Origin of the sequence: Geoalkalibacter sp. (assembly GCF_030604225.1) — a bacterium.
Classification (GTDB): domain Bacteria; phylum Desulfobacterota; class Desulfuromonadia; order Desulfuromonadales; family Geoalkalibacteraceae; genus Geoalkalibacter.
In genome coordinates, this window is the sequence record NZ_JAUVWH010000023.1 from 1 (window position 1) to 11,831 (window position 11,831).

An 11,831-nucleotide genomic window follows, 5' to 3' on the forward strand; every position below is an offset into this window, starting at 1 on the left:
CCTTGACGGCGAAGTTGATTTCGCAGCCGGTGCTGCGCCCGATCCAGTTGCGCTGCATGGTCAGCACCCGCTCGGGCCAGCCCGGCAGACGCTCGGTCCAATCAAGCAGTTCCTCGGCGTAATCGGTGATCTTGAAGAACCATTGTTCGAGATCCTTGGGCGTCACGCTGCTGTCGCAACGCCAGCAGCAGTCGTCCTCGACCTGTTCGTTGGCAAGCACCGTCCGGCACTGGGGACACCAGTTGACGGAGGAATTTTTCTTGTAGGCAAGCCCGCGCTCGAGCATGTCGAGGAAAATCAGCTGCTCCCAGCGATAATAGTCGACATCGCAGGTGGCGAATTCCCGATCCCAGTCATAGGCCAGGCCCATTTTCTTGAGCTGGCTGCGCATGTTGTCGATGTTCTGCCGCGTCCAGCCCGCGGGGTGAATGCCGTGCTGGATGGCGGCGTTTTCCGCGGGCATGCCGAAGGCGTCCCAGCCCATGGGATGCAAAACGTTGAAACCCTGCATGCGCTTGAAGCGCGCCACCACGTCGCCGATGGAGTAGTTGCGCACATGGCCCATGTGGATGCGCCCCGAGGGATAGGGGAACATTTCCAGGACGTAGTATTTGGGGCGCCGGGGATCTTCCGTGACCTTGAAAACCTTGCCCTGTTGCCAGAGGCTCTGCCATTTGGCCTCGATGGCGCCGGGATTGTAGCGTTCCTGCATAAGTCCTCCACGGGTCATAGCCGGTCTCAGAAAAAGGAAAACCGGCGGGCGCCGGCATGATCAAAGGGTGTAGCCAAAGAGGTGAGGACCGCGGCATCATCGCACCGCCGGCGCGCAGCCAAGCCGCGCGCGGCGCCGAACCATGCCGAGGGCGGCTCCCGTTATTTTTCCCGATAGGTAATGCGGCCGCGGGTCAGATCGTAAGGAGAAAGCTCAACCGTGACACGGTCGCCGGGGAGAATACGAATGTAATATTTGCGCATTTTGCCCGAGATGTGGGCGAGAATCACATGGCCGTTGTCCAGTTCGACCCTGAACATGGCGTTCGGCAAAGGTTCGACAACCTTGCCTTCAACTTCAATGGCTTCTTCCTTGGCCAAGAGAACCTCCCTTTACATCCTATGTTTTGATCCCTTGCGGGAACAGCCGCGTCACGCGGACCGCAGCGTTGAAAATCCGCACTATTAAACCCAAGTGCGGCATCACTTGTCAAGGTTGCAGTGATTTTGACCGGATAAGGGGTGGGAAAAGACAAAATCCGCGAAGATGAATGATTCGCAAAGGGTCAGGCCAGGCCGCGTCGCAGTATTTCGGTGCCGATGCCGTGCAAGGGAAGAACGCTGTCGACAAGGCCGGTTGCGATAGCCTCCTTGGGCATGCCGAACACCACGCAGGAATCCTCGGCTTCAGCGATGAGTTGGCCGCCTCTGCGTTTAATGTGGCGCACGCCCTCGGCCCCGTCGTTGCCCATGCCGGTGAGCACCACCCCGATGAGGGGCACCCCCGGCAACTCCGCCGCCGAGGCGAACATGGCATCCACCGAAGGCAAATAAATCTGCCCCGCCCCGGGTTCTACCACCTGGGCGAGAATGTCCCCGCCCCTGCGGCGGAACGTAAGATTATGCCCGCCGGGAGCGACCAGCACGCGCCCGGGGAGCAACTTATCGCCCGTGCTCGCCTCCAGCACCTCCAGTTCGCAGAACTTGTTGAGGCGATCGGCGAAGGCCCGGGTAAAACCGGCCGGCATGTGCTGAGACACGGCAAACATCAGGGGCACATCGCTCTTGAAGAGGGTCAGGATACTTTGCACCGCCGGCGGCCCACCGGTCGAGGCACCGATAAGAACCAGACCGGCCGCCCCTAATGCGGGCCGTTGGACCGATTGCATCGCGGCGGCGGGCGAACGGGACTGCACCTTGTTCGAGGACGCGTTGCGCTGAACGATCTTGCCCATGTCTGTTCGGGCACAAAACAAAACCTTGCGCACCAGATCGTCGCGGATGTTGAACAACTGGTCGTCACTGCGGGAAGTGGGCTTGGGAACGAAATCGATGGCCCCGAGTTCCAGCGCCTTGAAAACGTTTTCGTCGCCGCTGCGGGAGGACACCACGATAATCGGCGTCGGCTGCTTCTGCATGACGATCCGCAGAAAGGTAAACCCGTCAATGCGCGGCATCTCAAGATCCAGAGTGATCAGATCGGGCTTGAGGTCGGCCACCTTGCGCAGCCCTTCCTCACCATTGACGGCATAGCCCACCACGACGACCCCGGGGATTTCCTCAAGGATGCGGGTGATGGTCCGACGGTTGTAAGCCGAATCGTCGACAACCAGGATGCGAATCGCCGAGACACTCATCATGAGGCCCCTCGCCCGCTGTCCTCGCCGGGTTTTCCGGGGCGCTGGTAGACCATGTCATGGGTGAAATGGCGCAAGGAAAAACGCGTGCTGATATTGATCAGGGATTCCGAATGCCCAAGCAGCAGAAATCCTTCGGGATGCAGGCGCTGATAAAAATTTTCGACGACCTTTTTCTTGGCTTCCAGATCGAAGTAAATGATGACGTTGCGGCAAAAAATGGCATCCATCTGCCCGAGCAGGGCAACGCGGGTATCCTCGAAGAGATTGAGATGGCTGATGCTGACCATGCGCCGCACCTGGTCGACGATGCGGTACTTGCCTTCCACCTCCTCGAAATAGCTGCGCATGTATTTGGCATCGGTGGCGCGAAACGAGGATGACCCGTAGATGCCCTTGCGCGCCACCTGCAACACGCGTTGGCTGATGTCGGTGCCGATGATGTCGATCTGCCAGCCGGCCAGGTCGGGGCGCTGCAACAGCAGCATGGCCAGGGTGTAGGGCTCTTCTCCCGTGGAACAGCCGGCGCTCCAGATGCGCAGCTTGCGACTGCCCTCCTTTTCACGGCGCGCCTTGACCTCGGGAATGATCTCCTGGATGAAGGTGCGCAGCTGGCTCTCCTCGCGAAAGAAATAGGTTTCGTTGGTCGTCAGCAGGTCGATGGCTTGCGCCAGCTCCTGATCACGGGTTTTGCTGTAGCGCAGAAGATAGTAGTAATCCTTGAAATTTTTGAAGTTATGCAGGCGCACCTGCTTGCTCAGTCGTTTTTCCAGAAGATATTTGTTGTCCTCGGAAAAATGCAGGCCGCAGTGCTGATAGATGAGTTCGCGCATCAGGCGGAACTCTTCGTTGGTCATGGAAATGTCGGGAGTGAAATTGAACATCAGCGCTCCCTCTCCCGCCTTGGCGCCGCGCTGCTCAGAAGGTCCTCAAGGGCCTGACGAACCAAGGCATCGCCCTCCACGCTGAGCCGCGTCTCCAACAGGGAGCGCAAGTCATCCCTGAGCTGCCCCTGAAGCATGACGGTCAGGGCAAGGCGCACTCCCCACAGGGGATGATCGATCATCTTGCGCACGACCTGGGGAACCCAGGGTCCGGGTTCCAGCCGGCCCAGCCCTTGAAGGGCGGTCTTGACAACCTCTTCGTCCGGATGATCGAGAGCCGCCAACAGCGTCGGCAAGGCGGCCGGACCCGCGTCCTCGGCCAGGGCCTCCAAAGCGGCGATCGCCACCAGCCCCACGGGATCCTGCACGGCACGAACGAGAAACTCCGCGGCGCGTTCGCCGCCCATGCGGCTCAGGGACCGTACCGCATGGGTACGCACCCAGATATCCTCGTCACCCAGGGCGAGACTGAGAATTTCCACCGCCTCGGGATCGTTCGTCCCGCCGAGATTTTCCGCGGCGAGGGCACGCACTTCGGCATTTTCATCGGTCAGGGCCAGCTTGAGCCCGGTCAGCATTTCATCGCCGCCGCAACCGGCCAGGGCACGAACCGCGGCCTGGCGAACCGCCGGGCATTCGTCCTTGAATGCCATGGACAGATAGGGTCGGCAGGACGCGTCGCCGATTTCCCCGAGAATCTTCACCGCGCAGCTGCGCACGGCCTCGCGCGACGCTTCAACCAGGGGTGCGACGCGATCGAGAACCTTGCGGGGGTCTTGCCGGCCGATGGCGGCCAAAGCCCCAGCAGCGGCATCCTGAACCTCTTCCTCGTCGTCTTCCAGTGCCTTGAGGAGAGCCTCGACGACCTCGGCGTTGCCAATTTTTCCCAGGGTACGCGCCGTGACAAGACGCATCCGCGTGTCCGCCGCCGAGAGTCCCGAGGCCAGTTGCACGGCGAGGTCGCCGCACTGACTTTCACCGGCCAGATACACCAGGTAGGCATCGAGGTTGGCGTCGCGCCCCAGATTGTGCTTGACCAGATCGCCCACGATTTCGCGCCCCATGTCCATCAAGGCTTCATAAACCCTGGATCCGAAAATCTCATCGGCGAGCATGGGCAACAGACGCTGCGCGGCGGAACCGTCGCCGATCCAGCCGAGAATGCGCACCGCCGATTCCTGCACGCTGCGGTCGCGACTCTCCAGCAGGCCCGCCAGGGTCGCGGCCAGATCGGACTGTCCCTGACGCGCAAGACTGTCGCGCACCTCGGCGCCAAAGCTTTCGGACAACCGCACCAGCGCCAGGGCGGCGGCTTCGCGGCATTTGCGCATATCGTCGGCAAGACCCTCGACGAGCAGCGCGATGGCGTCGCGATCGCCCACGCTGCCCAGGCAATCAAACAGCGCCTTGCGCAGCAGACGTTCTTGCCGCAGCGCTGCCAGCGGCTCCAGGGGAATGCGTTCGCCGATCTGCGCCAGCGCCTCAAGTATCGTGAAACGCCAACCGAAGTCGGGTTTTTCCAAGGCGCTCAACAAGGCCGGGATGGCTTCGCGGGAGCGCAATTTGCCGAGGTTTTCCACGGCGGCGGTGGCGACATTGATGTCGGGATCCTTGAGCGCTTCAACAAGGGTGCCGATGGAAACCTCGTCGCCGATCTCGCCGAGAATATCGAGTAGAAATTTTCGCACATCCACATCGGCCGTGGACATTTCCGCCTTGAGGGCGGGAACCGCGGCGGAGCCCATGCCCACCAGGGCCTCCATGGCGGCATTGCGCAAGCCGGCATTGTCCTCGGAATGCAGCAGCGCAATGGCATCCTCGGCCGACCAGCGCCGAAGCGCTCCGGCCAGAAAACAGGCAACAGCCTCCTTGCGCACGCGCCAGCTCGCATCGCCCATCGCCAGGCCGAGGGCCGTCATGGACAAGGGCAGATCCTGCAGACGAACACGTCGCAGCACTTCGATCCGATCTTCTTCATTGGGAGACGTCAGCTGTGTTTCCATAAAATCATCAGGCACTGCGCGCATACCTTTCCCTTACTGATTCCGCCGGCAAATCATCCCTGGGATTGCATGAACCGATGCGGACCCCTGGTTCTGCCTAGGCGGACTTATTCACGCGGAACGACTCGAAATCGATCTTTTCGTCGTTGGAAAGAATTTTTTCCACATCGAGAATCACCAGGAGTTCCCCACGAACGCGGCAGACGCCGAGAATGAAATCCGTCGCGGGGCCTTGCATGAACGGGGGCGGAGGCTGAACTTCCTCGCGCGTGAAGCTGCGCACCTCGGTGACCTCGTCCACCAGCAGGCCGATGATCTTCTCCGAAAACGAACAAATGATGATGCGGCTTTTCTGCCGGCCTGGCTCGATCGGCAGGCCGAAGCGACGACGCATATCAACCACGGGGATGACGACGCCACGCAAATTGATCACCCCTTCGATGAAGGAGGGCGCGCGCGGAACCGGCGTCAGTTTTTGCGGCTTGATGATCTCGCGGATCTTCATGATGTCGAGCGCGTAGAATTCCTCTCCGAGACGAAAGCAGGCCAATTGGGCCTGACGCCGCGGCCCTTCCGTGGGCGCTCCGTGCCGTGAAACCCCGCCCGTGATCTGCATCATTTCGTCAGATACCTCTGAATGGTTTCAATCACCATGGCCGATTTGAAGGGTTTGGTGATGTAGCAGTCGGCCCCCACTTCCCGCCCGCGTTCCATGTCCTCGCGGGTTTTTTTCGCGGTCAGCATGATCACCGGGATGTGCCGCGTGAGCGGATTCTGCTTGATATGTCGGCAAACCTCGAAGCCGTCCATTTCCGGCAGCATGATGTCGAGCAGCACCAGATCCGGCAGATCCTCCTGCAAACCGGTGATGGCGGCGCGGCCGTTGGCCACCCCGCGAACCTCAAATCCCTTGGACGTCAAGAGAATGCTTTCGAGCTTGAGAAGACTTTCTTCATCTTCAACAATCAGGATTTTTTTCTTGGACACGCAAGCGCTCCTTTCCTTACCTGACAGTGACCCCCGCACGGAGTATTCCATCGAGATTAAGCAAAATCAAAAAACTTCCCTGGTGACGCCCGACGCCCTCGACCAGATCGGCATCGAGATCCGGCAGCATGCTCGGCGGCGGTTCTATGTTGCGCTCGGCGATCCTGACCACCTGGGTGATGCTGTCGACCAGCAACCCGGCGGACAGATCCTTGTCCTGACAGATGATGATCCGCGAGGTGGCGGTTTGCTCGGCCGCGCCGAGCCTCAGGCGCCGCTTGAGGTCGAACACCGGCACGATGAGGCCGCGCAGGCTGATGATGCCCAGCACATAGGGCGGCACGCGGGGGATCTCCGTCACTTCGCGCGGCTTGATGATTTCCGCCACGCCGTTGATGTCCAGCGCGTAGACTTCATTGCCCAGGGAAAAGGTCAGCCACTCGCGACGCGGCTCCGTTTCCTGCGTCTGCCCGCCGGTCAATGCTTGAAAGTATATCTCTTCATTAACAACATGCAGGTCATTCTCGGTACAAAACAAACGCTCAAGGGCCTCGTTGCCCTCGCTTGCCTCCGCAATGGGCACGGTAAGCGACGCGGATTCAGGGCCTTGGGTTTGGGGCATGCCTTGTACCCTGCCGCGTGCGGGAGGCGACGGCGACGACGGCGCGATCCCCTCACCGGCCGAGGCATCCTGCTCCAGGCGCGCTTTTTTCCGAATTTCGGCAAGATCGATCATCGTTTGTAACCTTATGAATTCACTAAAAAAGTTGCAACTCGTCCAGCACCGCGTCGATGACCGAGCCATCGATGCGCCGAACATTGCGGCCGAACCCCTCAATCAGCGCCAGGGAGGCGGCTTGATTGATGCGACGCGGCACCCCCTGGGCAAAGCCGTGAATCCGATCCACCGCCGGCGCAAGAAACAAGCCGGGCTGCCCTCCAGCCACCTGTAGGCGAAAATCCAGATAATGCTCCGTTTCCTCGCGACTGAGGCACTTGAGCTCGAACTGCATGCCGATGCGCTGGCGCAAAGGCTCATAAACACGATGGGCCAGGCGCTGGCGCAATTCCGGCTGACCCATGAGAATCACGCTGAGCAGATTGCGGTCATCGAGCTGGAAATTGGTCAACAGCCGGATTTCGTCGAACGTCTCCTTGTGCGGCACCAGTTGGGCTTCATCGATGACCAGCACCGGACAGACGCCCTGCTGAAACAGGGCGTAGAGTTTTTCGCCGATTTGCTCCAGCAGGTCGGTTTTGAAACTCGAAGGCTCATCCACCCCGAGGTGCCGTGCCAGGGTGCGCAGGAACTCCAGCGGCGTCAGGCGTGGATTGATGAGCAGGATCACCTTGAAGGAGCCGTCGAGCTGATCCATCAGCGCACGCGAGATGGTGGTCTTGCCGCAGCCGATGCCGCCGGTCAACAGGGCGAGGTCGCGCTCCTCGACGGCAAACAGCATACGGGCCAGAGCCTCGCGGTGAGAGCGGCTCAGGTACAAAAAGCGCGGATCGGGCGTCTTGCTGAAGGGCCGTTCGCGAAAGCCGTAAAAGCTCTCATACATGAACCGTCAACTCTCCACGCAGCGATTCGCTCATCAGACTGCCGACATCAAGCACCAGAATGGTTTTGCGGTTGCCCATCTCGGCAGCCCCGGCAAACCCGCGCACAAAAGACAAAATGTTGCCCAAGGGCTTGATCACCACATCCTGCTGGCCGAGCAGTTCATCCACCACCAGGCCCAGGCGCTTGTCGGCCATGCCCACCACCACCACAAAGCAGGGCTTGCTCTCCTCGTTTTCCGTCGGCGCGAACTGGAACACCCGCGAAAGGCGCAGCAGCGGCAAGGTGCTTTCGCGCAGTTCGATCACCTCGCGCCCCTCAATGGTGCGTACCGCGCCGCGCTCCACCATCAGCGTCTCCATGACCGAGGTGATGGGAATGGCGAACTCCTTGTTCCGGATGCGGATGATGAGGGCCTTGATGATGGCCAGGGTGATCGGCAGGGTAATGGTCATGGTCGTTCCCTGGCCCACGCGACTGGCAATCTCGATCATGCCGGAGAGCGCGGAAATGTTGTTCTTGACCACATCCATGCCCACGCCCCGCCCGGAGAGCTCGCTGACCTTGTCGGCGGTGGAGAAGCCGGGGAGAAAAATCAGGTCGAAAACCTCCTCCTGGCTCAATTCGGTCTTCTCGTCGATCAGGCCCCGTTCGACGGCTTTTTTCCTGACTTTCTCGGCGTCGATACCTCGTCCGTCGTCGTGAATTTCGATAACGACGTGGTTGCCCTTCTGCATGGCGCGCAAACCGACCTGGCCGATCTCGGGCTTGCCGGCCGCCCGCCGTTCCTCGGGAGGCTCGATGCCGTGGTCGATGGCATTGCGGATGATGTGCAGCAGCGGATCGGACAAATCCTCGGTGATCAACTTATCCAGTTCGGTTTCGGCGCCACGGATTTCCAGGGTGATCTTTTTTCCCACGTCGCCGGCCATGCGCCGCACGACCCGCGCCATCTTGTCGAACAACTGGCTGATGGGCACCATGCGAACCTCCATGACACCCTTCTGCAACTCGGCCAGACGGCGCTCGAGAATCCGGGTCGCCTTGACCAGATCGCCCGCCAAGCCGTGATGTTCGCCGCGGAGTTGCTCGGCCAGCTCGGAAATGGTTCCCTTGGCGATGACCAACTCACCGACGATGTTCATGAGAACGTCGAGCTTGTCGATGTCGACACGCACCATCCGACTGATGGATCGCATGGAGGTTCCGCCGTCGACGGCTTTCGCGGGCTTTTCGGCGGGCAGGACGCTCTGCTTGGCGGCGGGCTTGGACGGGGTGGGGCGATTCTGAACGGCCGGCTTATTGGTCCCTTTGTGTCCGATGGCCTCGACCCTCACGCCTGGACGAGCCATCAGCGCCGTCATTTCATTCAGGCCCAGGGCGGAACCAACCAAAATCTGGAAGGCGATGGAATCTTCCATCTCGCTGTCGGCGCTGGGCAGGGTGCTGATCACCTCGCCGTCTTTTTTGAGGATTTCGGTAATCTCGCCGAGGTCGGTGTCGAAGGTGGCCAAGTTGAAGCAGGCCAGAACGCGAAAGAGATTGCGGCCTTTCTTGAGATTTTCCAGCAACCGATGTTCTTCGTATTCGGTGAGAACATCGAGCACCGAACGGTCGATGTCGAGTCCGGCAAAGGGGTCATCACCCTCGCGCTCGCCCCCACCGCTCAGAACCCCCTCAAGGTTTTTCACGACCGGCCCGACATCAACGGTGAAATCCGCGGATTCGCCCTTGCCGTGCACCAGCCGCCCGAGGATTTCCAGGGCCTCGAACAACACATCGATCAGGGCCTGATCCAGGGACACCTTGCCCAGACGCAGGCTGTCAAGCACGCTTTCCATCTGATGGGAGAGATCGGAAATATCGACAAATCCGAACATTCCCGACAGTCCCTTGAGGGAATGCGCGCCGCGAAAAATGCTGTTCAGCAGATCGGGGTCGGTCTCGCCGCTGTCGACCGTTTCGGCGAGTTCGGTCAAATCGGAACTGAGGCTTTCCAGGATATCTTCCGCCTCACCGAGAAATTCCTTGAGCGCCTGCGCGGATTTGTCTGCCAAAGGAGCCTCCTCAGGACAAGAACTTCTGAACCAGGGCCTGCAAGGCTTCGGGAGCGAAAGGTTTGACCAGGTAGGCATCGGCCCCCAACTTCAGGCCTTTTTCACGATCGCGCTCGCTCCCCTCGGTGCTGACAATGATCAAGGGAATGGTCTTGTATTGCTCATTGCGCTTGATGAAGCTCACCAACTCCAGGCCGTTGATGTCCGGCATGTTGATGTCGGTGATCACCAGATCAAATTTTTCCCGGGGCAAAAGGCGCAGGGCCTCGAAGCCATTGGGCGCCTCTTGGATCTCGAAATCGCCGAACGCTTCGAGAGTGGCGCAGATCATGGCACGCATGGTGGGTGAATCTTCGGCAATGAGGATTTTATTCGACACGCTTCACTCCACGATTTAGTCACGGAAATCCAGAATCGACACAACCGCCAACCCCAAGACGGTTGACCCGCCGGGACAGAACCAAGCCCGCCCAGCCAACCGCATCACTCAGCAAGTCTATCAGCAAACACGCTTACCGCCACAGCTGCCGCGGTGCTCGGGTGCATTATCCACAAGTCCCCATCCCGAAAGGAAAAGAGGCCAAGATTGTGACGAAACATGAATGAATTCCATTTAATATATAGGAGCTCAGTCGCGCTGTAAAGCTTTTTTATGGAAGGAAACCAACCTATTTGCGTTCGCGGTCGCGGAAGAATAAACGGATCGGCGTACCCTGAAAACCGAAAGCCTCACGAATTTTGTTGCCCAGATAGCGTTCGTAGGAGAAATGGATTCCTTCGGCTTTGTTGACGAAGATCACGAAAGACGGCGGACGCGTTCCGACCTGCGTCGCGTAGAAGATTTTCAGGCGCTTGCCCTGAAAAACGGCGGGGGGATGGGCTGTAACGGCTTTTTCCAGTGCCTTGTTGAGTTCGCCGGTGCCGACCTGGCGACTGTATTCGGCGGCCACCTTTTCGACCTCGCCCATGATCTTGGCGACCCTTTGGCCGGTGAGGGCCGAAACGAAGACGATGGGCGCATAGGGGAGAAATTTGAAATTGACCCGGATCTGCTCCACATAACGGCCGAGGGTCTGGTTGTCCTTTTCGATGGCATCCCATTTGTTGACCACCAGAATCAGTGCCCTGCCCTGCTCGTGGGCATAACCCGCGACATTGAGATCCTGTTCCGTCACCCCTTCCACGGCATCGACCACCACCAGCACGACATCGGCGCGCTCTATGGCCTTGAGGGCATTGACCACGCTGAATTTTTCGATTTTCTGGCTGACCTTGCCCTTGCGCCGGATGCCGGCGGTGTCGATGAGCAGATAGGGCTTGCGATGATAGACAAAGGGCGTGTCGACGCTGTCGCGGGTGGTGCCGGCGGTGGGATTGGCCACCATGCGCTCAAAACCAAGCAGGCGGTTGACCAGGCTGGATTTGCCCACATTGGGCCGGCCGATCACCGCGATGCGCGTTACTTCGTCGCTTGGGGAGCGCTTGCCGCCCTCGGGCAGATGTTCGAGCACCGCGGCAACCAGGTCGTTGATGCCGCGGCCGTGTTCGGCCGATACGGTGAACAGCTCCTCGACGCCCAGTCCGTAAAAATCGGCGGAGGTCTGTTCCTGTCGCTCGCCGTCCACCTTGTTGATGACGTAAATCACCGGCTTTTCCACTCGCCGCAGCATGACCGCCACGTCCTCGTCAGAAGGCGTGAGTCCCTCCTTGACATCGAGAACGAACAGAATGACATCGGCCTCTTCCATGGCTAGCTGCGACTGCTCGCGCATCTGCTGCAGCAGCCGCTCCTGCGATTCAGGCTCGAACCCACCCGTGTCGATCAGGGTAAAGGGCCGATCGAAGCGGGTCACCTCGGCATAATTACGGTCACGCGTGACGCCGGGAAAATCTTCGACAATGGCCTTGCGCCGGCCGAGAATGCGATTGAACAGGGTCGATTTGCCGACATTGGGGCGACCGACGATTGCCACGACTGCCATGAGGAAAAT

Annotated in this window: 12 protein-coding genes; all 12 read right to left on the reverse strand. The window is 59.8% G+C overall.

The genetic code is table 11. The features are described 5' to 3' along the window. A partial coding sequence (locus QAT43_RS04445) for a class I tRNA ligase family protein (RefSeq protein ID WP_305041838.1) occupies window positions 1-712 on the reverse strand: 712 nt, incomplete at its 3' end. Window positions 713-873: 161 nt separating this feature from the next. Continuing rightward, window positions 874-1,092 carry a translation initiation factor IF-1 gene (gene infA, locus QAT43_RS04450; RefSeq protein ID WP_260748790.1) on the reverse strand — a complete coding sequence of 73 codons (219 nt, stop codon included), beginning with the start codon at window positions 1,090-1,092 and terminating at the stop codon, window positions 874-876. Window positions 1,093-1,277: 185 nt separating this feature from the next. Continuing rightward, the gene (locus tag QAT43_RS04455; protein ID WP_442900205.1) at window positions 1,278-2,348 is read right to left on the reverse strand and encodes a protein-glutamate methylesterase/protein-glutamine glutaminase; all 1,071 of its coding nucleotides are present in this window, start codon (window positions 2,346-2,348) and stop codon (window positions 1,278-1,280) included. Then, window positions 2,348-3,232: a CheR family methyltransferase gene (locus QAT43_RS04460; RefSeq protein WP_305041840.1), complete on the reverse strand. Its 885-nt coding sequence runs from the start codon at window positions 3,230-3,232 to the stop codon at window positions 2,348-2,350. The genes QAT43_RS04455 and QAT43_RS04460 overlap by 1 nt, the downstream gene beginning before the upstream one ends. Beyond that, entirely contained in the window at window positions 3,232-5,190 is a 1,959-nt protein-coding gene (locus tag QAT43_RS04465; protein ID WP_305041841.1) for a HEAT repeat domain-containing protein, read from the reverse strand. Before QAT43_RS04465 ends, QAT43_RS04460 begins: the two co-directional genes overlap by 1 nt. Window positions 5,191-5,332: 142 nt before the next feature. Next, complete coding sequence (locus QAT43_RS04470; protein ID WP_305041842.1) at window positions 5,333-5,854, reverse strand: chemotaxis protein CheW; 522 nt, start codon at window positions 5,852-5,854, stop codon at window positions 5,333-5,335. Then, window positions 5,851-6,222, reverse strand: a complete 372-nt coding sequence (locus tag QAT43_RS04475; RefSeq protein WP_305041843.1) for a response regulator transcription factor — start codon at window positions 6,220-6,222, stop codon at window positions 5,851-5,853. The genes QAT43_RS04470 and QAT43_RS04475 overlap by 4 nt, the downstream gene beginning before the upstream one ends. A gap of 16 nt (window positions 6,223-6,238) precedes the next feature. Further along, complete coding sequence (locus QAT43_RS04480) at window positions 6,239-6,844, reverse strand: chemotaxis protein CheW (protein ID WP_305041844.1); 606 nt, start codon at window positions 6,842-6,844, stop codon at window positions 6,239-6,241. A gap of 136 nt (window positions 6,845-6,980) precedes the next feature. After that, complete coding sequence (locus QAT43_RS04485) at window positions 6,981-7,784, reverse strand: ExeA family protein (protein WP_305041845.1); 804 nt, start codon at window positions 7,782-7,784, stop codon at window positions 6,981-6,983. After that, a complete protein-coding gene (locus tag QAT43_RS04490) occupies window positions 7,777-9,840 on the reverse strand; it encodes a chemotaxis protein CheA (RefSeq protein ID WP_305041846.1) in 2,064 nt (687 codons plus the stop codon). The genes QAT43_RS04485 and QAT43_RS04490 overlap by 8 nt, the downstream gene beginning before the upstream one ends. A gap of 10 nt (window positions 9,841-9,850) precedes the next feature. Continuing rightward, window positions 9,851-10,219 (reverse strand): response regulator, encoded by a 369-nt coding sequence (locus QAT43_RS04495; RefSeq protein ID WP_305041847.1) that lies wholly within the window; start codon window positions 10,217-10,219, stop codon window positions 9,851-9,853. Between the two features lie 289 nt (window positions 10,220-10,508). Beyond that, window positions 10,509-11,822: a ribosome biogenesis GTPase Der gene (gene der / locus QAT43_RS04500; RefSeq protein WP_305041848.1), complete on the reverse strand. Its 1,314-nt coding sequence runs from the start codon at window positions 11,820-11,822 to the stop codon at window positions 10,509-10,511. Between the last annotated feature and the right edge of the window lie 9 nt (window positions 11,823-11,831).